Here is a 23,858-nt window from a genome sequence, read left to right as displayed (position 1 = left end):
GGCCTGTCCATTGCGAAATCCGCAATGGACAGGCCGTTTTGTCACGTCCTTACGCGTCCTGCGCGACACCCAGGTCGGTGAAGATCTCCAGGGCCGCCGCAGTCAGCTCGGCGGCCTTGGCGGTTTCCCCGTACGACTCCCGGATCGCAGCAGCCACCCGCAATGCGCGAGCCTCGTTGAGGCGCTGGCCGTCCTCACGCGCGATCTTCAGGGCTTGGCCGATATCCCGGGTCGCGGCTGGGCGGTCGCCCAGCGCCAGGTGGGCGGCCGCCAGCTCGGTGAGCGCGGCGCATTCGAGTACCCGCATCCCGGTTTCGTTCATCTTGGCCAGCGCGAGTTCGGTGTGCGTCACCGCGTCCGACGGGTGGCCGATGGCTCGGTGCGCCGCCGCGAGTCCGATGAGGATGGACGCTTCGCCGTAGCGGAAGTTGATTTTCCGGGACAGTTCCAGTGCCACCGCGTATCCCTCGATGCTCTCGGGGATACGGCCACGCCGCCGCGCGACCGTCGCGAGGATCTCCAGCGCGCCCGCCTCGTGCCGGCGCTCGCCGAGTTCGCGACCCTGTTCGAGGGCTTGGCGGGCCTGTTTCTCCGCGTCGTCGTAGCGGCCGAGGTCGCAGTAGGTCTCGGCCAGGCACACCAGCGCCGAGGTGAAACCGTGCCGCATGCCGCACTGGTCGGCCAGGCGCCTGCTTTCCTCGTGGCACTCGGCGGATTCGCGCATCCGGCCAGCGGTCCAGTGGGCCAGACCGAGACCGTTGAGCGAGAGCAGCCGGATGTGCTGGTTGCCGATTCGCGCGCTCAACTCGGCCGCCTTGGTGTGACACGCGATCGCGGCTTCGACGCGGCCGAGCGAGAGCAGCGAGACGCCGACGTAGTTGATCTCTCGTGCCTCGGTGCTCTGGTCACCGGCCTGCCGGGCGATGGCCAGGGCGCGTTCGTGGTGACGCGTCGCTTCGTGCGGCTTGCCGAGCTGGGAACACACCCGGCCGAGGCCGTGGCGCGCCTCCGCCTCGGCCGCCGGGTCCATTGCGGTGACGCTGCCTTCGAGGGCTTCTTCGTAGTGGGCCATCGCGGCGTCGTAGTCGCTGAGGTTGTACGCGACCATCCCGCGCAGCACGAACACGGCGACCTCGGCGCGGCGGTCACCGGCATCGCGCGCCGCGCCCAGCGCCGCGTTCGCCACCGCGAGCCCGTCCGCTGCGAGACCGCGTCCGGCGAAGTAGCCGCGCAGGGCGTCGGCCAGCAGCGCGCTGTAGTGCCGCAGCCCGGGGGAGCTCGCCGCGCGTTCTGCGGCGGCGACCAGGTTGGGACGTTCCTCGTCGAGCCAGCGCATCGCCGGCTCGTCGTCGTCGAACGTCATCGGTGGCTCGTCCGCACCGGGCAGGAGCCGCTGGAACAGCGGGAACAACCGGTGCGTGGCCGCGGACGCGATGCCGAGGTAGTGGTCGAACAGCCGAGTCTCGGCCGCGGCCAGCTCATCGGGTGTCTCGTCGGCCCGCGCGCGGTCGGCGGCGTATTCGCGGACCAGGTCGTGGAACTGGAATCGGGTGGGGCTGCGCCGGGTCAGCAGGCCCGCCGCGACCAGCCGGTCCAGACAACGGCGGGTCTGCTCCGCCGCGCCGGTCAACGCCGCGGCTGCGGCCAGGTCGAAGTCCGGGCCCGGCACGCTGCCCAGCAGCCGGAACATGCGTCGCGCCGGCTCGTCGAGCGCCTGGTACGACAGCTGGAAGGTGGCCCGGACGGCGACGTCCGGATCGCCTTCGATGGCCAGCTCCGCCAGCGGGTCGGCGCGCAGTGCGGCCACGTAGTCGCTCACGGAGGGGTACTTGCCGCTGACCAGGTTCGCCGCCGCGATCCGTAGTGCCAGCGGCAGGTGCCCGCACAGGTCGGCGAGCCGGTCCACGGCCGTGGGCTCGGCATCGACCAGGTCCGTGCCGAGCAGGCCGGTGAGCAGCACCCGGGTGTCCGAAGTGGTCAGCACGTCCAGAGCGAGCACTCGCGCGTCGTTGAGCACGGTCAGCCCGCGCAGGTCACCGCGGCTGGTCACCAGCGCCGCGCAGCCGGGGTTCGGCGGCAGCAGCGGGCGGACCTGGTCGGCGTCGGCCGCGTTGTCCAGCACCACCAGCACCCGTCGCCCGGCGAGCATCGTCCGGTACAGCACGACCTGCTCGTCCAGTGTCATCGGCACGTGTGTGGCGGACACCCCGAGCGCGCGCAGGCACAGCGTCATCGCCTGGGTCTTGGACATCGGCGACGTCGAGGCGTACCCGCGCAGGTCGACGAACAGCTGGCCGTCCGGGAACCGCTCGGCCACCCGATGTGCCCAGTGCACGGCCAGTGCGGTCTTGCCGATCCCGCCGGGACCGGCGATCACCAGGGTCCGCTGCCCGAGCAGCGCGTCCAGATTCGCCAGGTCCGACGTCCGCCCGGAGAAGCTGGGCAGGTCCGCGGGCAACTGGCAGACGGCCGGGAGCGGCTCGGTGAGGGGAATCTCCTCCTGCGGGGTCAGGATGGCGCGGTGTGCCGCGCGTAGCCGCGGGCCGGGGTCGACGCCGAGTTCGTCGGTGAACATCCGGTGCACGTCGCGGTACGTTTCCAGCGCGTCCGCCTGCCGCTCGCTGCGGTGCAGCGCGAGGATGTACAACGCCCAGAACGACTCCTGCCAGGGGTTTTCCCTGGTCACGGTGCCGAGTTCACCGATGATCTCGCGATGTCTGCCCAGTTGCAGGCTGACTTCCAGGTAGCGCTCCCTGACGCGCAGCAGTTCCTCGGCCAGCGGTACGGCTTGTTCGCGTTGCAGCGACTCGGACGGCACGTCCGCCAGTGGGGCGCCGCGCCAGCAGGCCAGCGCCTTGGCCAGCAGTGTTCGCTCAGCCTCCGGCTCGGCGGTGCGCGCCTGTTCGGCGAGTGCGCGGAAGCGCAGCAGGTCCAGTTGCCTGGGGGCCAGCCGCAGCAGGTACCCGTCAGGCCGGGTCTCGATCACGGCCTCACCCAGCGCCCGCCGCAGCCGTTGCGCGTAGAGCTGGGTGCTCTTGCGCGCGGTCGGCGGCTGCTCGTCGCCCCACAGCTCCTCGGCGAGCCGGTCGACTGGGACCACCACGTTCGGGCGAAGCAGTAGCCCCGCCAGCATGATCCGCAGCTTCGGCCCGTTCACCGGCACCGGTGTGCCCCCGCGCGTCACCTCGAGCGGGCCGAGGATCCCGAATGCCAGATCAGACGTCTCGGATGTCGCCAACTCTCCCCCCTTCAGGCGGACACGTCTTCCCCCGCTGCCCGCCGCCGAGAGGGTAACCCGCTCGGTACCAGGTCACAGACCTGGGAATTCCGGCAGATGAGGATCACTTGAGGCGGCGGCCCGGTGTCAGCGACTTCACCGATCAGAAATCCTGCGCCGCGTCGTCAGTTCTGGTAGCCCTCTCGTACCGGTGGAAGGATTGATGACCATGACCGACGCCAGACCGCTGGGCGCCGACGAGGCCACGTTCATCGCGGCGGTCCGCTCAGACGACACAGCGCGGTTCGCGCTCCTCACCGAACGCCACCGGCGTGAGCTGCAGGTGCACTGCTACCGGATGCTCGCGAACTACGAGGACGCCCAGGACATGACGCAGGAGACGTTCCTGCGGGCGTGGCACAAGCGGGAGTCGTTCAAGGGCCACGCCGCGCTGCGGACCTGGCTGTACCGGATCGCGACGAACGCCTGCCTCGACTTGCTGGACAAGCGCAACGACCGCACACCCGTACCGTCCGGGCTGCCGGACTCCGGCTCCGAGATGCTGTACCTGCAGCCCTACCCCGACCGGATGCTCCCCGAGGACCCGCAGGAATCGGTGGTGGCCCGCGAGACGATCGAGCTGGCGTTCATCGTCGCCGTGCAGCACCTGCCGCCGCGACAGCGGGCGGTGCTCATCCTGCGCGACGTCCTGGGCTGGCCGGCGTCGACGGCCGCCGACGCCCTCGATCTGACCGTCGCATCGGTGACCAGCGCACTGCAGCGGGCGCGCGTGACGATGCGCGAGCAGTTGCCCGACCGTCGCCTTGACTGGCGCGGCACCGCCACCCACGAGCTGTCGAATGACGAGCGCGGCGTGGTGAAGTCCTACATCGACGCCCATGAGCGCAACGACCTCGACGGGCTGATGTCCCTGCTGCGCGACGACCTGCGCTTCGCGATGCTGCCCGATCCGGGCACCGTGACCATCGGGGCCAAGGACGCGGTGGACGGCTGGGTCTCCGGCGGGCTCTTCCAGCGCGGCCACGACGACTGGCGCGGTATCACCACGACGGTCAACCGCATGCCTGCCGCCGTGCTGTACCTGCGCACCCCCGACGACCCGGAGTACCGGCTGTTCGCCATCGCGGTCCTGCACGTCGTCGACGGGAAGATCGCCGAGCTCACCGGATTCGACGCCACCGGCAAACCATGGCTGGGCCTGCCCCCGGCACTGTGATCACACGGCAACCAGCCCTGGTGCCGGCGTACTGAGTTGTTGCTGGTGTGTCCTTACGTTGAGGGCGTGGTGCCACGATGGACGATCGTGCCGTCGACGATGGTCATCGCGATCGGTGCGTCGGCCAGTTCGTCGGGAGCGGTGCCCAACGGGTCGAGTGTGAAGGCTGTCAGGTCGGCTCGCGTGCCGACCGTGATTCCGCCGGTCCGGCCGGCGGCCGCGGCAGCGAGAGAGGTGTAGCCCTCCAATGCCATGAGTGGGGTCAGGCCCTGGTTTGGCTGCACGGGCGGGATGTCCGGTTCACCCGCGGGACGGCGTAGCTGTGCGGCGGCGAGGATACGGCGCGGGTCGAAGGGGGCGATCGGCCAGTCGGAGCCCAGGACGACCGGAACGCCGGCGTCGCGCAGGTCGCGGCAGCGCCAGCCGCGGTTGGCGCGTTCGGCGCCGAGGCGGGAGGACCAGTTGTCGGTGTGGTCGGCCCGGGTGAAATGGCTGTGGGTCGGTTGCATGCTGGCGACGACTTTCTGCCGCCGGAATCGGGAGATCAGCTCGGTCGGCAACGTCTCGATGTGCTCGATGCGGTGTGGTGCCGTCGTGGGGCCGTCGAGTTCGTTGAGGCTGTCGAGGGCGTGCCGCACGGCAGCGTCGCCGATGGCGTGGGTCGCGGTGGGGACGCCGGCAGCGGCGAGGGTGTGCATGGCTTTCGTGAAGTCGGCGGGGTCGGTCCAGAAGCTGTCGGTCGATTCGCCATGGGTGTCGGGGTCTTCCAGCCATGCGGTGCCATTGTCGATGGTGCCGTCGATGAAGAACTTCACGCCGCCGATCTCCCAACGGCGGCCGCCTCGTCCTTGGAGGGCGATCAGCCCGGCCAGTCCGTCCGCGTCGATGCCGGGTTCGCACCAGGGGGCGAACCGCAGCCGCAACGGGAGGTCGCCGAGTCCTTCGGCGGCAGCCACGACTTCGGCACTGTCGCCGAGCAGGTCCATGACGTGGCCGCCGGTGAGCCCGGTGGCGGCCATGTCGCCGAGCAGCGCGCGCAGCCGGGCCGCCCGCACCGCGACTGGTTCCCGGGGGATGTGCTCGGTGACCAGGTCCATGGCGGCGGCTTCCAGCAGCAGGCCGGTCGGTTGTCCGGTGTCGTCGCAGACCACGCTCGATCGCTGGGCGAACCGCCGGGGACCGTCGACTCCGGCGAGTCGCAGCGCGGCCGGGGTGGCCAGCGCGGAGTGGGCGTCGAACAGCCGCACGAAGGCCGGTCGGCCCCCGACCGCGGTCTCGATGGGGGCGCCGGTGACCGGCTGGCCGCCGAAGACGTTGGGGTCCAGGCCCCACGCCTGGACCCATTCGTCCGGTGCCCGGCCGGCCGCCGCGGCCGCCAGCAGTTGCCTCACCTCGTCGATGCTGCGGGCGGAGGACAGGTCGACGTCGGCGGTGAGCTGCAGGCCCATCACAGGATGCAGGTGTCCGTCGATCAATCCGGGGGTCACCGTCGCATCGCCGAGGTCGACGATGTCGGTCCCGGGACCGCGCCAGTCGCGGACATCCCGGCGATCACCGACGGCGGTGACGATGCCGCCGGTGATCGCGATCGCCTCGACCGGCCGGTCGTCGCCGGTCAGGGTGTGCACCGTGTCGGCGCAGACGACGAGGTCCGGCTTCACGCGGGGATCCCTTCGGGGGTGGACTGGATTTCGCCGCCGTCGGCTTCGCCGATGCGCGCGTAGGTGTCGGGCCGCCGCTTGCGCAACCAGACGGCTACCGCGCCGCCGATGAGCAGTGTCACCGGCACGATGCTGACGAGCACCACGTTCACGGTGGTCGAAGCGGCGGTCAGCAGGCCGACGCTGTCGACGAGGATGTAGGTGGCGACCGCCAGGAGCACGGAGGAGACGATCCCGGCGGTCACTGCCACCGGTGTGCTCGCGGCCTTGTTGCGCCGCAGGAAGTACACGACGGTGGCGATCGCGGTCAGGGTCTGCAGCACCAGGACGCCCACCACGCCCGGGGTGTTCACCCACAGCAGCAGTTTCGTGTACGGGTCGGCCCCGGCGATCGCGAACACCGCGATCACGACGACCGCGAGCACGCTCTGCACGATGCTCGCGCGGTAGGGCGAGCTGTACCGGGGGTGGACCTTCCCGATCCACGCAGGCAGGAGCCCGTCCTGGGCGAGGGCGTGGGTGTAGCGGGTGATCGCGTTGTGGAAGGCGAGTTGCCCGGCGTAGACGCTGCTGATCACAAGCAGGTGCATGACGGTGGCGGCCCAGGGTCCGACGTAGGTGCCGATCGCGGTGAAGAACAGGCCTCCGATGTCCCCGGCGGCCGCGTCCACGACCTGGCCGCTGCCGAAGGCCTGGATGACCGACCACACGATGAAGCAGTAGAAGACGGCCATGAAGCCCACCGCGATGTAGGTGGCACGGGGGACCGTGCGCTCGGGGTCGCGTGCCTCCCGGCGGTACAGCACAGTGGACTCGAAGCCCATGAAGGCCGCGAAGCTGAAGGCGAGCACGCCACCCATGGCAGGGCTGAACACGGCGCTGGGAGTGAAGGACTTCGTGTCGAGGCCGGACGCGCCGCCGTGCGTGAGGACGCCGATCGCCATCAGCAGGAGGATGCCCGATTCGAGGACGAGCAGCACACCGAGCACCTTCGCGCCGACGTCGATCCCCAGCCAGGCGACGACGAGTACCAGCGCGACGGCGACGAACGCGATGACCGGCCACGGCACGTCCAGCCCGAAGACGTCGGCCAGCGTGGCCTTGGCCTGCGCGGCCAGCAGTCCGTACACCCCGATCTGCAAGGTGTTGTAGGACATGAGCGCGAGCACCGCGGCGGCGAGTCCCCAGCCCTTGCCGAGGCCCTTGGCGATGTAGGCGTAGAAGGCGCCGGCGCTGCCCACGTGCCGGGTCATCCGGGTGAACGCCACGGCGAACACGGTCAGCACGATCCCGGCGGCCAGGTATCCGGCCGGTGCGCCGATCCCGCCGACCATGATGGCCAGCGGCGCGACGCCGGCCATGACAGTCAGTGGGGCGGCCGCCGCCACGACCATGAAGACGAGACTTCCCGTGCCCAGGACACCGCGCTTGAGGGAATCGGGCTCGCGGTCAGGAAAAGATCCGGCCATGGTGGCGTCCTCTCGGGCCTGCGATGCTTAACCGAACGAAATTCGTTTAAGCATGCGCCAGCGAGAGAGGGTCGTCAAGGATTTCGTGTATGAATACGGTCTGCGGCGACGGATATCGTGGAGGATTTGTGGTTAGACGACGAAAACGGTTGCTTGATACCGAGACGATCCTCGATGCCGCCTTGGCGTGCGTCGACAACACCGGCCGGTTGGCGATGGCCGAGCTGGCCACGCGGCTCGGTGTGAGCACGTCTTCGATCTACCACCACTTCAGCGGGCGGACGGCGATCATCGAGGCGCTGCGTGAACGGATGGCCACGGCGATCGACCCGCCCCCGCTGGACGGGAGCGACTGGAGCGAGCAGGTCGGCCAGTGGATGCGCGGCTACCGGCGTGCGCTGGCCGAACACCCCAGCCTGATCCCGCTGCTGAACGAGCAGACGATGACCGCGGGTTCGGTCCTCCACGGCTACGAACGCATCGCGATCCTCCTGCGCGGCGCGGGCGTCCCCATGCGTGACGTCGTCCTCTGGATCAGCGTCCTCGACTGTTACGCGCTGGGAGCGGCACTCGATCTCGCGGCGCCGGACGACGTGTGGCGTCCCGAACGGGACGACCTGCCCACACTCGTTGACGCGATCACCGCCGCGCCACGGGGACGCGACCGCGCCGACGAAGCGTTCGACGTCGGCCTGGACGCCTTGGTGACGGGCCTGCGCCGTCGGTTGGGCGCCGATTGATCCACAATGGACGCTCTGCGTCCTGCTGAGCAAGCCCGTCGGTGAACCAGCCCGGTTATCTGGCAACTGTCAACGGTCCTGGTGACAAGGGGCCGCTGGTAATCTTGTCGATCACACTGGACGTCTGGGGCGGCATGGGGGTTCTCGCGCCCGTCGGGGTGCCGTAAGCACAGACTTGACATTGGGGAGTGTCGTTGTCTGGAAGATCAATGCGCCGATTCGCCGCGCGACTCGGCGCGTTTTCCGTGGCCCTTGTCCTCTACAGCGGCCTGGCTGTGGGAACCGCCGCCGCGGACGAACCAACCACCACCGAACCCACGCCACCGACCACCACGTCGGCCGAACCTCCACCGTCGGCCTCGCAAACCCCACCACCAAGGGAAACCACCCCACCTCCGCCGCCCTCTCCCGATCCGGCCCCGCCCTCGAGCACCAAGCCGGAACCGGCCACGACGACCACTCCATCGGCTGACCCGTCCGTGGCCCCCGTCCCGGCGCCGCCGTCGAGCCGTTCGGCCGGCCCGGCGCCGGCCGGCGATGGCCTCGCCGACCTCAAGGTCTCGGCCGCTTTCGCCAAAACGACCTACAAAGCCGGCGACCTGGCCACCGTGCGGGTCACCGTCGAGAACACGGGTTCTGTTGCCGCGGAAGGGGTTCGTGCGTCGGGTGGCGGCGACCTGGATGTCTCGGGCGCCTGGGGTCCACTGGGGACGAAGCCCGGCGCCCGCATCGAACCGCACACCAGCCGGACGGCCGAGCTGACCGGCCGCATTCTCCAGGGCGGCAAGGGAAAGGTGACGTTCTCGGCCAAGGTCACCGCGGACACCGGCGACGCCAACCCGGCCGACAACGCCACCTTCATCGAGATCCCGCTGACCCAGGCGACCGGTGTCTTCGCCGGCGCGATCATCGCCGACAAGGACAACAACGGCACGATCGATCCGGGTGAGGGACTCGGCGGGGTGACGATCAACGTCTCCGGCCAGCAGGGAACGTGGACGAAGACAAGCGATGCCCAGGGCCGGTTCGAGTTTCTCGACCTGCCGGTGGGCGACTACTGGATCGACTACCGAAACGTGTCGTACCCATGGGTCGTCCCCGGCCTTTCCGGATCCGGATTCGACTACCTGGCGATCGACGATTCCGGCAAATACGCGAACGTCACGATCACGGCCATCCGCAGCCTGTTCGACACCTTGCGCGTGAGCATGAAGCTGGACAAGTCCAACTACGCCCCTGAAGACACCGCGAAGGTCACGGTGACCCTGCGCAATTCGAGTGCGCGCCCGCTTGCTGGCGTCGTCGCCCAGTGCTCGCATGGGGAGGACGGGCCGGACCTGACCGGAACCGGCCCCGGATGGGGCGATCTGGCTGCCGGTACGCAGGGCGTGACGGTTCCGGCGAACGGGGTCAAGACCGTCGAGGTCACCGAGGCGGTGCCGGTCGCGTCGCCACGGCACGGGTACGTCTCCGTGTCGTGCTCGTTCGGACCGGCCAACTATCCGTTACAGGCAAGGGTTTCCGGCAGCGCGAGGGCCACCGTGCTGGGCGTCCGCGCGACCGGCGTGGGTCTGGTGGCCGAGGACCTGAACGACAACTTCCGAGTGGATCCGGGTGAGGAGCGGTCCGGGGTGACGGTCAAGGTCGCCGACCAGGACACCGGTGTGATCCTCGGCGAGGCCCGCACGGACGACAGCGGCCGGTTCGCTGTGGAGAACCTGCAGGCCGGTGCGTACGAGTTGCGGATTGCCGATCCGTGGAAGTGGAAGAACTTCACCGCGGTGCTCTCCGTCGTAGCGGACCCCTCGCAGCGCGTGCAGGAGTTCTTCGTCGAACCCCGGCAAGGGCAGGAAGGCAAGTTCGCCAACGTGCGGGTGACCGCGGAGTTCGACAAGCAGGCGTACGAGTCCGGCGATCTGGTGCACGTCAAGCTGACCGTCGCCAACGTCGGCGAGGCGGACGCCGATGAGGTGCGGATCCACCACAACAGTTGGTCGAACCCGGCCGCGCTCGTGGTGAACGAGGACACCCTGGGCGATCTCGGCGCCTTCGGCCGAGGGGCACACATCGCGGCGGGAGCGACCAGGGTGCTCGATGTCACCGGAACCGTCCGGGCTCCGGAGAGTGGCGTCGTCACCTGGTCGGCCGAGGCGGCCCTGAAGGGCTACGACAGCTACTACCAGAACAACTTCTTCGACATCAGCGCGCCGGTCACGATCACCACCGGTGACTACGCCGGCCGGATCTACGCCGACGCGAACGGCAACGGGAAGTTCGACGAAGGCGAGGGCCTGGGCGGCATCGTGGTCCGCATCTCGGGCGGTGTACCGCCCAAGTCATTCGACCAGGCCACGAAACCCGACGGCAGCTTCGCGTTCCCGGGGCTGAACACCGGGCAGTACTACGTCTGGTTCGAGGACCCGGCGCGCAGATGGGTGCCGCTTGGTGAGAGCGGAACCGGGCTCGACGTCGTCCAGCTCGACAAGTCCGGTCACACAGCGCTCATCAAGGCGGTACGGCCGCTGTCCGACACGTTGGTGCCGGCTCTCGCGTTCACCAAGGACAGCTATGAGGAAGGGGAGATCGCCCACCTGACCGTCACGCTGGAGAACAAGGGCACCGTGGATCTCCTTGGCGTCAAGGCGATCTGCACGTCCGAGGCTCCCAATGGCCTGACCGGTGGTCCCGGCTGGGGCGAACTGGACAAGGCTGCCGGAGGGGTGACAGTCCCGGCCGGGACGACCCGGGTCTTCGACGTGTCCGAGAAGGTGCCGGTGGGCAGCCGCGAATCCGGTGACGTGTTCGCCTCCTGCGGCTTCGGCGCGCAGGGGCATACGGAGGCCGGGTACCCGCGGGTCTTTGTGCGGGCCCGGGTTCCGGGTGTGACCGGCAGCGGCTCGGGGCGGCTCGTGCGGCCGTTGGAGGGCGACGAATCGGAGTTCCCGCAGCCCGGTGACCCGATCACGGACACCAAGGTGGTGCTGCTCGACGGCTTCACCCACCTGCCGGTGGCCAAGACCCGGACCGATTCCGACGGCAAGTTCTCGTTCAGCGATCTGCCCGCGGGCCAGTACGAACTGGTGGTGGTCGGACCATGGAAGTTCTTCGACGAGTTCAGGCGGTCCTTCTACGTCTCGGGATGGGGTTCCAACAATGGAGACATCCTGATGGTGCCCGGCCCGCAGCAGGAGGATCCGTTCCCGGACACCCAGCAACCGGTGCCCGGCTCACCGGTGCGTGGTGAGCCGATGCCTGGCCCAGCAGTGCCTGGCGAGCTGGAGAGGCCCATTGCTCCGCAGTCGTACGGATCCGTGATAGCGGCTGGGCTGGCCTCGACCGGGGTGAGCGTGGCAGGCCTGGCGGTGCTGAGCCTGGCGCTCTTGCTGATCGGGTACGGCATGGTGGGTGCCGGCCGAAGGAGGCGGGCAAGCTAGCACCGAAGCAGTGACGTGAACGCGGTGGCCGGGATGATCAGCATCCCGGCCACCGCGTTCTTGGAGTCACGCCTCGCCGGGACACCGGTCAGACGATCGTGACCAGCTCGAATTTGCCTTCCGCGGCGAGCATTCTGCCGGTCCGGAAGTCCGGGTACCAGGTGACCAGTGCGTACAGGCCAGGCTGCAGTGCGGTCTGGATGATCGTCGTGTGATTCGGGCTTAGGGCGGGCAGACCGACTGGGCCACCGGTGAACGGCACGTCGACGTCCCATTCTTCTTTGTCGGCGGCGGCGAAGAACTGCCGCATCTGTTCCTGGGTGGTGCCGGGGCGTACTGGCATGAAGACGGCCTCGGACAGTTGGGGCGTTGCGTTGATCATCCGCAGTGGCTGTCCGCGCCGTAGCTGGGTTGGCATCCAATATGCCGCTTTGCCGTTGGCGAGGGTGAAGACGGCGGTGGCGTGGGCCAGAGGAGGGGGTGCAGGGCTGTACCTGTTGGTGATGGTCAATGTGTGCAGGCGCGCGGCGGCCTGCGGTACGCCGCCTTCGCGGAAGTCCTGGTAGTTGACGAGGTAGTACGTGCCTGGCCGGAGCTGTGCGGTGAACGACACCGGCTGACCTGGCAGCACTGCCGCCCCGCCGAGCACCTCCACTCGCTGTTGAAGGCCTCGGCCGCCCGCGATCGACTCGGATCTGGTGTCGGACAGTCCCATCTTTGCGTAGGGGAGCGCGTCGTCGAGTGTTGCCGTGGGACGCAGCGTCCACAGCGCGAACAGCCCACCTTGTGGGTGTGAACTGCTTACCGTGAAGGTGACCTGGCCGGCGGAGTTGCTGTCACGCATGGTGAAGCCCGCTGACGTGCCGACGACTTCGATGACGTTGCCGGCCTGTTCCCGTGCGACTGCCGGTTGGGCCATCCCCGCTGTCAACAGCGCGCCCGCTGTGACCACGGCCGTGATTCTCTTGGTGAATAAGGACATGGGCTGTTCCTCTGTGCTATGTGGACCATTGCCGCCTCAGGCGGCTATGCGGTGGTTCCAGTCGATGTGGTGGTCGTACATCCATGCGTGCGATTTGGGGCTGGCGAACAGCTTCAGCGCGACCGGCATCATCAGGTCGCGGAAGACCCGGGCGACGGGACCGGCGGTCTTGCTGTTGGACAGGGTCTTCGAGTACGCCACGACCTTCTCGACGCGAGGGCGGCGCAGCCGCTCGTACGTGGTGTACGCGGTGGTGGTGTCGGGTGCGTCGCGTAGGCACTGGGCGAGCACGACGGCGTCCTCCATCGCCATCGAGGCGCCTTGGCCTGCGGACGGGGAGGTGGCGTGCACCGCGTCGCCGATCAATGCGACCGGCCCGCTGTGCCAGATCGGGCTGGTCGGGATGTCGTACACCGGGTAGGCGCCGACCTCACCGACGAGGTTGTTCAGGATGTGCCGGACGACCGGCATGTCGTCGGCGAACTGGTCGAGCATGTGCTGCCGCCACTGCCCAGGTGTCACCCCAGCCAGCTCCTGCCGGTTCGGCTCGTCGGGCCGGTGCAGGTTCGCGAACCAGTAGGTCTCGCCGGACTCGCGGACCAGGTAGCCGAAGAAGGCCCGCTTGCCGAAGACGAAGTGCTGGGTGTTGGTGGTCGGCTCCAGCCCGGTGCCGCGGCTGAACCCGCCGACGCTGAGCAGCCCGGTGAAACGCGGTGCTGGTGCGTGGGGATCAAGCAGTCGCCGGGTACGGGAGTGGATGCCGTCCGCCCCGATGAGCAGGTCACCGGTGACCTCGGTGCCGTCGGTGAACCGCGCGGTCACGCCGCCGGTCACGTTCCGGTAGGAGTCGAGACGCTTGCCGAACTCGATGGCGATACCGGCGTCGCGGACCGTCGCGCGCAGCTGCTTCTGCAGCTCGCCGCGCCGGACGCAGACGCTCACCGTGCCATCTGGCAGTGTGGTTCCGTTGGCGACCTCGCCGAGCCGCTTTCCGGTGCCGCTCCACATGATCATGCGTGGGATCGGGAATCCGTCCGCGCGGCGGGCGATGTCGACGTCGAGGGCGCGCAGCGCGTCGAGACCGTTGGAGGCGGTGTTCAGGAACAACCCTACGTAGTCGTCCGGCTCGTCGTACGCCTCGTAGATCACCGGCTCAATGCCGGCTCGCCGCAATGCGATGGCCGTGGTCAGGCCGCCGACACCGGCTCCGATGATCAATGCCCTGGTCATTGTGCCCTCCACCGCTAACTGCTAGTCTGCTGACGCTCGGTTATTTAGTTCGTCCGAACGAAATGTATGGGGATGGGGGCGTGAGTGTCAAGTGACGCGGATCGGCGTGGCGAGTTACTCGCCGCGCTGCACCATGCCGGCCGCGAGAACAGCAACGCCGCGGTGATGTTCCACGCCGCCATCGGCGCTCGGATGGGGCTGGGGATGACCGAGGAGAAGACTCTCGACCTGTTGGAGCGGGAAGGTCCGTTGACCGCGGGAGAACTCACCGCGCACACGGGGCTTGCGCCCGCGTCGGTGAGCGGGCTGATCGACCGCTTGGAGCGCAAGGGATTTGTCCGCCGGGTGCGCGACCGCGAGGACGGCCGCCGGGTGATCGTCGAGATCAACCAGGAACACGTGGCGAGCTTCGGTGTGCTGTTCAACACCTTCGTCGCCGGGCTGGAGGCGCTGTACGCCGGTTACACCGATGAGCAGCTCGCGCTGATTCTCGACTTCCTGCGCCGGTCGGCCGCTGTCCAGCGGGACGCCACCGGTGAGCTGACCGGTCAGGCCTGACCGGCTCGCGCAACTGTCTTATGTGGACGATCCAGTACGCGGCTGCCGTGTTTCGACTGTGTGGCAGCCTTTTCAGCCTTTTGGCCGCTGTGCTGGGCGCCGGTCGGTGGCTGACGACCGGTGTGCGAGTAGGGCATTCTTACTGGTGGTGCTGTTGATGCCAAGGGTGCACGTCGTGCACTCCAGCACCGGTACTTCCTCGTCACTGTCCGCGGGCTACCGGTGTTTCGCGTCCCGCTGAGAGTGAACTCCTCGCGTGCGTGAAGGGAGAGAAGTGGCCAGAGTTGCCCATCCCATCATCCTTTGCCTGAGTGTCGTCCTGCTGACCGCGTTCGGCGGCCCGGCCCAGTCGAGCCCGGCCGATGCCCGGCCGGCGTCCCAGGTGAACGCCTTCCTGTCCGCGCCGGCGGCGTCGCGGACGTCCGGCCTCGGCGGCCGGATCGACGTGTTCCAGGTCTCCTGCGCCGGTACCCTGCAACAGAATTTCCAGACCGCCGGTGGCCCGTGGGTCGGCTGGCGCGATCTGGGCGCGCCGCCCAAGACCAGCCTGACCGACAGCCCGAGCGCCAGCTGGACCAGCACCGGCAGTCGGCTGGACGTCTTTGTCATCGGCCTCGACGGCCGGCTCTACCAGCGGACCTGGACTGTGGGCTCCGGGTGGAGCGTCTGGGTCGATCTCGGTGGCGCACTGGCGATCCCGGGCTATCCGACCGCGTCGTGGACCATGGACGGCGGCCGGATCGACGTCTTCGCCATCGACGTCAACCGCAAACTCGTCCAGCTGACGTGGACCAAGGCGAACGGCTGGTCGCCCTGGACCGATCTGCACAGTCCGCCCGTCATGTCCGGTGGTTCGCCTAGTGCCACCTGGACCGCCGACGGCAGCCGGCTGGATGTCTTCGTCACCTCGACCAATCAGCATGTCCACCAGATGTTCTGGACCCCGTCCGGGTGGAGCACCTGGGTGGACCTCGGCGGAACCCTGGGAACCAACCCGTCCGCGTCATGGACCGCGCCCGGTACCCGGCTTGACGTCTTCGGGGTCGACCCACACGGCCGGCTGAACCAGCTGACCTGGACCAGTGACGCCGGATGGGGCAAGTGGGCCACCCGGCCGCCGCCTCAGGACGGGGCGGGCAGCTCACCGAGTGCCACATGGGGCTTCAACGGCCAGCGGCTCGACGTTTTTGTCATCGCCCGGCTCGACGAGAAGGTGTACCGGCAGTACTGGACTGCCACCACCGGATGGACCCCTTGGATCTCAGTGGACTGATGCTCCCTCCAGCGGGATCGGCAAGGTCCTGGACCGAGTTCTGCACAGCCAGGACCTTGTCGGCTATCTCGCTGGTGTCATCGAATGGATATCTGGTGCGGGAGCACGGCGTCGCTGGGCGATGACTGCCACGACGGCGCCGAGCAGAGCCAAAGTCATGTCCTTGTGGGGATCCCAGATATCGTGCTGCCGTGGACGCGGGGCGTTGTTCTAGCGTTGCTGAACTGGTACCGGCGGCGGGATCAGTGCATCGTCGGACCATGGGGGACGGATGGTTTCGACGCCTGCCGCGCGGGCGGCTTTGAGGTCGGTGTCCGTGCTGCCGACGAACAGGCATGACCGCATTGGGATGGCGCAGTGGTGGATCGCCGCGGTGATCAGGTCAGGGGCCGGTGGGAGGCCTGAGCTGTCCGGGCCGGTGCGTCCGGTGAGGTGCCGCACGTGGTCCAGCAGTCCGTGCAGCACCAGGAATGTGCGGACTGCCGTGATCGACAGGCTGGTGACCACGGTGATCTGGGTTCCTACGGCGGCCATCTTGGCAAAGGCCTTGTGGACGCCAGCAGTGGCCGGCGCGGTGGACAGCACCTCGAGTTCGATCCGGCACAGCTGCGCGTGTACCGCTTGTTCGGTGGCTGGGCCGATCGTTGCCGCGTGGGCGATTACGACGAACGGGTCGTCGGTTCGTGCGACCTTCCGTGGCAGCCCGCCTTCAGCCACCATCACCCGCAGCCGGTCGGCAGCCGATGGCGGGGGCGGCAGCTCGGCGATCGGTCCGTCGAGTGCCACCAGCACGTGATCGCGTTCTGTCAGCAGTCTCCCGTCACGCATGATGACCTCCTCAAACCCATGGTAGGGAAATTCTTCGGCCGAGGTTGTCGATGTGCGGCCGCCTTGTTCGACGCTGGGGTATGACTGAGCCGATTTCGATCAAGAACCTTGACCGGCACGGGTCCGCGGAGCTGCCGTGGAGTCGTGCGCGTGACGTTCTCGTCACTGACACGCCCACGGCTGACCTGACGTTTTTCGTGGGGACTGTGCGGCCCGACGGGCGGCCGCATTCGGCCGGCGTCGGGGCCGTGTGGGTGGACGACGCGCTGTACTTCAAGAGCGGGCCGAACACTCGCAGGGCGCGCAACCTGGCCGAGAATCCGGCATGCAGCGTGTCGGTTCGCTTGCGGGGCATCGACTTGACGCTGGAAGGCGAGGCACACCGCGTCACCGACTCCTCGACTTTGGAGCGTGTGGCAGCTGTCTACCGGACCGGCGGGTGGCCGGCCTCGGTGGAGGGCGACGCGCTTACGGCCCCGTACAGCGCGCCCAGCGCGGGGCCCGCGCCTTGGTACCTGTACCGCCTCACGCTGCGCAGGGCCATCGGTGTGGCTTCCGCGGAGCCACACGGCGCCACCCGCTGGGACTTTGCGACTACGTGAGTGCCATCCGTTCGGCGATGTCGGCCCGCAGCGCCTTCTTGTCGATCTTGCCCACCTTGGTGGTGAGCAGCGCGTCGACGATCACCAGGCGCTCCGGCAGTTTGAACCGGGCCACGCCGAGAAGTTCCATGGCAGAGCGGATTTCCTCCAGTGTGATGGCGGTGCCTGGCCGTGGCACCACGTACAGGCAGACGCGTTCGCCGAGGACGGGGTCGGGCATCGCGACCGCGGCGACCTGGGCCACCGCGGGCAACTGGTAGACAAGGTTCTCGACTTCCTCGGCGGAGATCTTCTCACCGCCACGGTTGATCATGTCCTTGTCGCGTCCCTCGACGATGAGGTTGCCGTCCGGGGTCCGGCGGCAGATGTCGCCGGACCGGTACCAGCCGTCCGTGGTGAAGGCCCGCGCGTTCTGCTCGGCCGCCTTGTAGTAACCCCTTGGGGTGTAAGGGCCGCGGGTGAGCAGTGAGCCGGGTTGCCCGTCCGGGACGTCGTTTCCGAGTTCGTCGATCAGGCGTACCTCGTCGTCCAGGCACATCGGCCTGCCCTGGGTGGTGCAGATGACGTCGTCGGTGTCGTCGAGGCGCGTGAAGTTCAGCAATCCTTCGGCCATCCCGAACACCTGCTGCAATGTACTGCCGAGAACGGGTTTGACGCGCCGGGCGAGTTCGTTGGCCAGACGGGCGCCGCCGACCTGCAGCACGCGCAGCGTGGCGACGTCGGCCGAACCGTGTTCCGCGGCGTGGTCGAGCCATCGGCCTGCGACCGCGGGCACGACGGCCGTGTGCGTAACACCTTCGGCGGCGATGGTCGCGAAAGCCTTTGCGGGTTCGGGTGATGGCAGTGTGACGACTCGTCCGCCTGCCAGCAGCGTGCCGAGGATTCCTGGACAGGCGAGCGGGAAGTTGTGGCCCGCGGGCAGACTGACGAGGTACACGGTGTCCGCGTCCACGCCTGCCATTTCGCTGCTACGCCGCGCGTTGTAGACGTAGTCGTCGTGTGTGCGTGCGATCAGTTTGGGCAGACCGGTTGTGCCACCGGACAGCAGGAACACGGCGACGTCACAGCTGTTGATCCGGACGGCGTCAAGCCGGGCGCGATCTGCTGCCGGGTTGGTGCTGGGACCACAGATCGTCCGGAGGTCGACGCTGCCGGGCGAGATCTCGTCCCCGGCCACCAGCACGTGCCAGGGGCCGACGGTCCGCAGGTCGTGGGCTAGTTGCTGGTGGTCGAAGTCGCGCATCCGGTCCGGCACCGCGATCGCGGTGGCCTCGGCGTGCCGGGTGAGATAGCTGAGCTCGATGCGGCGGTGTGCGGGCAGAGCCATCACCGGGACGATGCCCGCGCGCAGGCAGGCCAGGGTGAGCACAACGAATTCCCAGCCGTTGCCTAACTGCACAACGATCCGGTCGCCTTGGCACATACCGAGATCGAACAGCCGGGCGGCGGCGGAGTCCGCACGATTGGCGAGTTCGCGGTGGGAGAGCCGGAGCCCGGCGACGGGATCGACCAGCGCCGGAGCGTCGGGCTGGTGGTCGGCGACATCGCGGAGCAGGGACCCGAGCGTGTCTCCGGCCCAGTAGCCCGCGGCGACGTAACGCCGTGCGTCGGAATCGGGCCATGCAACGGTGTTTTCACTGATGGGGGTGGGCATCGCTGGCCTCCCTGGAGAGAACGACGGCATCGAGGGCGACGAGGCCCGACACGGTGAGGCGCAAGGGGTTGATCTCGATCTCGGCGAGATCCGGATTGGCGGCGAGCAGGTCACCGAGCGCCGCGGCGAGAAGGCCGAGTCGCCCGGCGTTGAGGACAGGGCCACCACGCCACCCGTCGAGCAGAGCACGGCCAGCCAGTTCCTCGGGCATTTCGGCGGCTGTCGCGGCTGACAGCGGTGCCAGCCGGATCGCGACATCGGCAAGTGCCTCCGCCGCGGTACCACCAAGTCCGAAAAGGACCGTTGGGCCGAATATCGGGTCCCGGTGGGCACCGAGGACAAGATCGACACCAGGAGGCGCCATCTCCTCGACGAGGTAACGCGCCGAGCCGATGGAAGCAAGCGCTTTGTCGAGGTCCTCCGGTGTGCCGACGCCGAGGTGGACGCCCCCGATGTCGGTCTTGTGCAGGACAGTGGCGTCGAGGATCTTCACCGCGACCGGCCCGCCCAAGGCAGCAAGAGCTTGGTGTGCCTCAGCTCGGTCAGCACAGGCGCGACGCGCGGGTGTACGGATTCCAATGCGCTCCAGGAGCGTCTTGGCTTGATCCTCGTCAAGGGGGCCACGGATACCGGTAGGCACCAGCCGCTGTTCGGTGTCAAAACGGCGTGTTCGAGCACGAGCATCCTCGCGGAGGGCGGCGATACCGGCGGCGACACCACGTGGCTCGGATGCGACAGCAATGCCCGCTGCCAGCAGCGCTTCGCGGCAACGCGCCGTCTCAGCTCCGGTCCCGCCCAAGCCCATCACAACGGGCACGCCGGGGTTGGTCAGGGCAGCAGGCAAGTCGGCCGCGTCGGGTTCGTGCAGTGCATAGCCTGCGATGAGGTCGACTTCGGGATCGTCGGCCACAACCCGGAACACATCACCGAGCGTCGGTCCGGGACGGCCAGTGTCGACCGGATTGCGCTGGAAAGTCAGTGGCGGCAGCAACTCGGCGAGTTTGTCCTGAGTGGACGCGTGAAGCTCGGGTATCCGCGTCCCACGGCCGCGAAGGTCATCCAGGATCAGCAGTCCTGGCCCAGCTTGCGCGGTCACGACACCGATCGCGGGGTCCCGGTTGGGCTTGAGACGCTGCACGGCGAGGGCACCGACGGCATCGACGAGATCACGTTCGTTGTCGACCAGGACCGCTCCCGCCTGGGCGAGCGCGGCACGAGTGGTACGCCATGACGTGGCCAGCGCGCCGGTATGCGACGCGGCGAAGGCGCCGATGTCGTGTTTCCCAACCACCAAAGCGACAACAGGGCGGCGAGCACTGAGCCGGGCGACCGACTCGACCAAGCGGGGTCCGTCCGCGACGGACTCGATGTGCAGTGCAACCGCGCTCGTCGCCGGGTCGTCAGCCAAGTAGTCAAGGACATCAGGGGCGCCGACATCGATCGCGTTGCCCAGCCCGACCGCCAGGCTGACACCATGCCCAGCTTGGGTGAGCAGGAACGACAATGCGTGATTCACCCCGCCGCTTGCGGCGACCACAGCGATCTTGCCTGCACGCACGTCAGCCGCGCCGGGGACGAAGCTTGCCGTCAGCTTCGCGTTCGGCACAAGGAAACCGCTGGTATTGGGGCCAAGCACGCGCACGCCGGTCCCGGCCGCGACAGCCACCAGCTGCTCCTGGTATTCGATACCAGAGCCGCCTGCCTCCGCGAACCCACCGCCGCATACCACCGCAGCGCGTACGCCCGCGTCAGCCGCTTCCGTCAGTACGTCCGCACACACCGCAGCGGGGACGCAGAGCATCACCAGATCCACAGGCCCGTCTTGGGCGGCGGCGCGTACAGAGCGATGCATGCTGTCGTCGCGTGCGTTGACCAGCGCGAGATGCCCTCCATGATCTGCGAACCCGCGCAAGGAACGGACCATGGCCGCACCCAGCTTCTGCTGGTTACGGGAAGCGCCGATGACAGCGATCCCACGCGGCGCGAACAGGCTGCCTAGGCCGAGTGTCCCGGTCATGTGGGCACCCCCACAAGATCAGCTCGTCCGGACAGCACCGTGGTCATCGCCCGGTCTTGGTCTGTATCCGGGTCGACGAGCAAGGCGGGCAACTTGTGGTGCATGCGGGCCTGCTCGCACACCAGCATGCGGGTCAACGCCGTGCCGCCGTGCACGGCGACCAGCACCGGGGCTGAATTGCCGAGGTCCGCGAGTTCGGACAGTCTGGCGAAGGTATCGGGCAGTTCTGCCTCGGTCTCGGGTGCGGTCACGAGCGCACCCCACGTGCCTTGCGGGTAATCGAGCAGTGGCAACGACCCTGCCACGAAAGCAGGCGCGAACGACACTGTCACGAGCCGGCCTGGTGTCCGCCATCCTTCTGCGGTGAAAGGGGTTTCGAGCGGTTCGGTGCCGTACTGGTCGATCCAGCCCTGGTGGCTCGCGGCCACGAACGCCGGATCACGCCTGGCCAGGCGGGAATCGCTGATGGAGCGGGACAGGAAGTGATAGGCGAACTGCCATGGCTCGAACTCGTCGTGATACCGGCCGAAGTGCTCCCACCAGGCCAGACTGGGCCGTGCCGAGTTCTGGATCCTGCGGACCGACGGCTGGGCCGCGTTCTCGTAGGCGGCGAGAGCTGTGCCGAGATCGGCTGGCGACTCGGCAATCGCGCGGGACAACGCGACCGCGTCCTCCATCGCCATCTTGGTGCCCGAACCCACGGAGAAGTGTGCTGTGTGCACCGCATCTCCCAGGAACGCCACTGGCGGAGTGGAATTCATGGTGTGCCACCGGCGGGTGCGCCGGGTACGGAAGTTGCCCCAGCGGGAGTTGTTGACCAGCAACTGTTTCCCGTCGATCTGGTCGGCGAAGAGCTTCTCCAGGTAGGCCTTGGAGACCATGTCGCTGAAGCCGGGCGGCTGCGTGAGGTCGAACTCGTCGAGCCCGGCCCGGCGCCAGGACGCTTCGTCAGTCTCCACGATGAAGGTGGAGACCTCGTCGGAGATCGGGTAACCGTGCACCGCGAAGACCCCGTCCGGGCCGCGCTCGTGCACGAAGGTCAAGCCGTCGAACAGGTAGTCGGTGCCGAACCAGATGAACTTCGCTGTCGCGGTCTCGACCTGGGCGCCGAGATCCTGCTCCAGCTGTTCGCGGATCTTCGAGCCGGTGCCGTCCGCGGCCACGACCAGGTCGTAGCCGGCGAGTTCGTCGAGGGTCACCTCGGCGGAGAACCTCAGCTCCGCACCGGCATCGCGGGCGCGTGCCTGCATCAGCGCCAGCAGAGTTCGCCGCACGATCGCGGCCATTCCGTTGCCGCCGCAACGGATCCGTTCACCCTTGAGCCGGATCTCGATGGCGTCCCAGTGTTTGCCGTGCTCGGTGAGCGCCTCGCGCAGCACCGGGTCGGCCTCGTGGATCCCGTCGAGGGTCCGGTCGGAGAACACCACGCCGAAGCCGAACGTGTCGTCGGCGCGGTTGCGTTCGAACACGGTGACCTCGATCGACGGATCGGCCCGCCGGATCAGCGTGGCGAAGAACAGCCCGCCCGGGCCGCCCCCCGCGACGGCGACACGCATGGTTTCAGCCTTCCTTGTCGGCACGATCGGGTAAGACTACGACAGATCCCTGACGGTCGTCCATGTGGTGAAATGCTTTACCCGACTGGCTGTGCGGCGGGCCGGGAGTCGTCGCCGGCCGGCTGAGGCGAAGCTGCCGCGCGTCGCCGCGGGATCATGACGATCAGCACCGCACCAAGAAGTGCGGGAACGGCGAAACCGTAGAAGTTCCACTCGAAACCGGCGCCTGACGCCAGGACCCAACCACCGAACAGCGGCCCGACGATCGCACCCGCACGGCCGACACCGAGGGCCCAACCGAGCGCGGTGGCACGTACCGCGGCCGGGTAGTGCACCGCGACATAGCCGTTCACGAGAATCTGCGTACCCACGCTGCCCAGTCCCGCGGCAGCGACCGCGATGTAGAGCACGGCGCCGTCGGCACGCAGGCTGAGCACGATCAGGCAGGCGGTGGCGACGAGAAATGCCGCAGCGGTAACCGGTTTGGAGCCGACGCGGTCGGCGAGCACTGCCGCGAGGACGCCGCCGACGATCGCGCCGACGTTGAGAATGAGCAGGAACGTCAACGCGGAGCCGAGCGGGTATCCGGCCTTGCGCATGATCTGTGGCAGCCACGTGTTGAGGCCGTAGACCAGAAGCAGTCCGCAGAAGCTCGCGAGTCCGAACAGGATGGTTGCTCGCCAGGTGTCTCGCCGGAAGAGCGTGCTGGGGCCCAGGCGTTCTGCGCTTGCTTCGCTTTGTGGTTCGAGGCCGTAGCGAAGAGTCAGGGCCTCGGCTTCCTCGTGCCGTCCGCGTGTCCGCAGGTAGGCGGCCGACTCCGGCAGCAGCCATATGGCCAAGGGCAGCACGATCAGCAGCGGTGCCGCGCCAATGGCGAACAGCGGTCGCCATCCGTGATCCGCGGCGAGAATGAGCGCCATAACCGCGGCGAGAACACCGCCGACCGAGTACCCGACGAACATCGCCGCGTTGTATAGCTGCCGACGACGCCGCGGGGCGTACTCGACGGTCAGGGAGATCGCGGAGGGAATGACGCCGCCCAGGCCGAGGCCTGCCACAAAGCGGAGTATGCCCAGCATCGTGGGGTTGGGCGCCAGTGCGCAGAGCACCATCATCACCGAGAACCAGGTGATGCCGATGAGCATGATTCGCCGTCGGCCCAGGACATCGGTGATGGCGCCCGCACCTAACGCGCCGACGAGCATGCCTGCGAGGGCGTAGCTGCCGATGGCACCTGCCTGCTCAGTCCCGATGTTCCAGCCGGGCTCGGCGAGCAGGCTCGGTACCGCGGAGCCGTACACGATCAGGTCGTATCCGTCGAAGACGATGGTCAGGAAGCACAAGGCGACCACGGTGAGCCCGGATCGTCTGCTTGTACGGGCTGGGGATGTCATGGTTCA

General features: G+C 68.2%; 16 protein-coding genes. 6 read left to right on the top strand and 10 right to left on the bottom strand.

Annotation, left to right across the window (positions count from 1 at the left end):
• Positions 1-49: 49 nt before the first annotated feature.
• Complete coding sequence (locus JOF56_RS03810; protein WP_209634446.1) at positions 50-3,238, bottom strand: AfsR/SARP family transcriptional regulator; 3,189 nt, start codon at positions 3,236-3,238, stop codon at positions 50-52.
• Between the two features lie 208 nt (positions 3,239-3,446).
• On the opposite strand from JOF56_RS03810, the gene JOF56_RS03805 reads away from it, so the two are divergent.
• Positions 3,447-4,454 carry an RNA polymerase subunit sigma-70 gene (locus JOF56_RS03805; RefSeq protein ID WP_209634443.1) on the top strand — a complete coding sequence of 336 codons (1,008 nt, stop codon included), beginning with the start codon at positions 3,447-3,449 and terminating at the stop codon, positions 4,452-4,454.
• A 53-nt stretch (positions 4,455-4,507) separates the two neighbouring features.
• Here the strand turns inward: JOF56_RS03805 and JOF56_RS03800 are convergent, their stop codons facing one another.
• Together JOF56_RS03800 and JOF56_RS03795 are read right to left on the bottom strand one after the other, a co-directional pair.
• On the bottom strand, positions 4,508-6,115 hold the full coding sequence (locus JOF56_RS03800; protein ID WP_209634440.1) for an amidohydrolase: 1,608 nt from the start codon (positions 6,113-6,115) through the stop codon (positions 4,508-4,510).
• The gene (locus JOF56_RS03795; RefSeq protein WP_209634438.1) at positions 6,112-7,584 is read right to left on the bottom strand and encodes an APC family permease; all 1,473 of its coding nucleotides are present in this window, start codon (positions 7,582-7,584) and stop codon (positions 6,112-6,114) included. The genes JOF56_RS03800 and JOF56_RS03795 overlap by 4 nt, the downstream gene beginning before the upstream one ends.
• A gap of 128 nt (positions 7,585-7,712) precedes the next feature.
• Between JOF56_RS03795 and JOF56_RS03790 the strand changes: the two genes are divergently transcribed.
• Together JOF56_RS03790 and JOF56_RS03785 are read left to right on the top strand one after the other, a co-directional pair.
• Positions 7,713-8,324 (top strand): TetR/AcrR family transcriptional regulator, encoded by a 612-nt coding sequence (locus JOF56_RS03790; protein WP_209634435.1) that lies wholly within the window; start codon positions 7,713-7,715, stop codon positions 8,322-8,324.
• A 194-nt stretch (positions 8,325-8,518) separates the two neighbouring features.
• On the top strand, positions 8,519-11,758 hold the full coding sequence (locus JOF56_RS03785; protein WP_209634432.1) for an SdrD B-like domain-containing protein: 3,240 nt from the start codon (positions 8,519-8,521) through the stop codon (positions 11,756-11,758).
• A gap of 88 nt (positions 11,759-11,846) precedes the next feature.
• Here the strand turns inward: JOF56_RS03785 and JOF56_RS03780 are convergent, their stop codons facing one another.
• Positions 11,847-12,740, bottom strand: coding sequence for a hypothetical protein (locus tag JOF56_RS03780; RefSeq protein WP_209634430.1), 894 nt, complete (start codon positions 12,738-12,740; stop codon positions 11,847-11,849).
• A 36-nt stretch (positions 12,741-12,776) separates the two neighbouring features.
• The gene (locus JOF56_RS03775) at positions 12,777-13,970 is read right to left on the bottom strand and encodes an FAD-dependent oxidoreductase (protein ID WP_209634428.1); all 1,194 of its coding nucleotides are present in this window, start codon (positions 13,968-13,970) and stop codon (positions 12,777-12,779) included.
• Between the two features lie 84 nt (positions 13,971-14,054).
• On the opposite strand from JOF56_RS03775, the gene JOF56_RS03770 reads away from it, so the two are divergent.
• Together JOF56_RS03770 and JOF56_RS03765 are read left to right on the top strand one after the other, a co-directional pair.
• Positions 14,055-14,528: a MarR family winged helix-turn-helix transcriptional regulator gene (locus JOF56_RS03770; protein ID WP_209634425.1), complete on the top strand. Its 474-nt coding sequence runs from the start codon at positions 14,055-14,057 to the stop codon at positions 14,526-14,528.
• A gap of 274 nt (positions 14,529-14,802) precedes the next feature.
• Positions 14,803-15,801 (top strand): DUF8189 domain-containing protein, encoded by a 999-nt coding sequence (locus JOF56_RS03765; protein ID WP_209634423.1) that lies wholly within the window; start codon positions 14,803-14,805, stop codon positions 15,799-15,801.
• 210 nt (positions 15,802-16,011) lie between these two features.
• Here JOF56_RS03765 and JOF56_RS03760 read toward each other — a convergent pair whose 3' ends face one another.
• On the bottom strand, positions 16,012-16,629 hold the full coding sequence (locus tag JOF56_RS03760) for an HAD family hydrolase (RefSeq protein WP_209634421.1): 618 nt from the start codon (positions 16,627-16,629) through the stop codon (positions 16,012-16,014).
• A gap of 80 nt (positions 16,630-16,709) precedes the next feature.
• Here JOF56_RS03760 and JOF56_RS03755 point away from each other — a divergent pair, with 80 nt between their 5' ends.
• Positions 16,710-17,231 (top strand): pyridoxamine 5'-phosphate oxidase family protein, encoded by a 522-nt coding sequence (locus JOF56_RS03755; RefSeq protein ID WP_209634419.1) that lies wholly within the window; start codon positions 16,710-16,712, stop codon positions 17,229-17,231.
• Here JOF56_RS03755 and JOF56_RS03750 read toward each other — a convergent pair.
• The 4 genes from JOF56_RS03750 to JOF56_RS03735 all read right to left on the bottom strand — a co-directional run bounded on the left by JOF56_RS03750 (position 17,224) and on the right by JOF56_RS03735 (position 23,852).
• On the bottom strand, positions 17,224-18,885 hold the full coding sequence (locus tag JOF56_RS03750) for a (2,3-dihydroxybenzoyl)adenylate synthase (protein ID WP_209634417.1): 1,662 nt from the start codon (positions 18,883-18,885) through the stop codon (positions 17,224-17,226). The genes JOF56_RS03755 and JOF56_RS03750 overlap by 8 nt on opposite strands.
• Positions 18,866-20,902, bottom strand: coding sequence for an acetate--CoA ligase family protein (locus JOF56_RS03745; RefSeq protein WP_209634415.1), 2,037 nt, complete (start codon positions 20,900-20,902; stop codon positions 18,866-18,868). Before JOF56_RS03745 ends, JOF56_RS03750 begins: the two co-directional genes overlap by 20 nt.
• Entirely contained in the window at positions 20,899-22,458 is a 1,560-nt protein-coding gene (locus JOF56_RS03740; RefSeq protein WP_209634413.1) for an FAD-dependent monooxygenase, read from the bottom strand. Before JOF56_RS03740 ends, JOF56_RS03745 begins: the two co-directional genes overlap by 4 nt.
• Positions 22,459-22,535: 77 nt before the next feature.
• Positions 22,536-23,852, bottom strand: coding sequence for an MFS transporter (locus tag JOF56_RS03735; protein WP_209634411.1), 1,317 nt, complete (start codon positions 23,850-23,852; stop codon positions 22,536-22,538).
• Positions 23,853-23,858: the final 6 nt, after the last annotated feature.

The organism is Kibdelosporangium banguiense, assembly GCF_017876405.1.
Lineage (GTDB): Bacteria > Actinomycetota > Actinomycetes > Mycobacteriales > Pseudonocardiaceae > Kibdelosporangium > Kibdelosporangium banguiense.
This window is presented reverse-complemented; position numbering and strand designations above follow the sequence as displayed.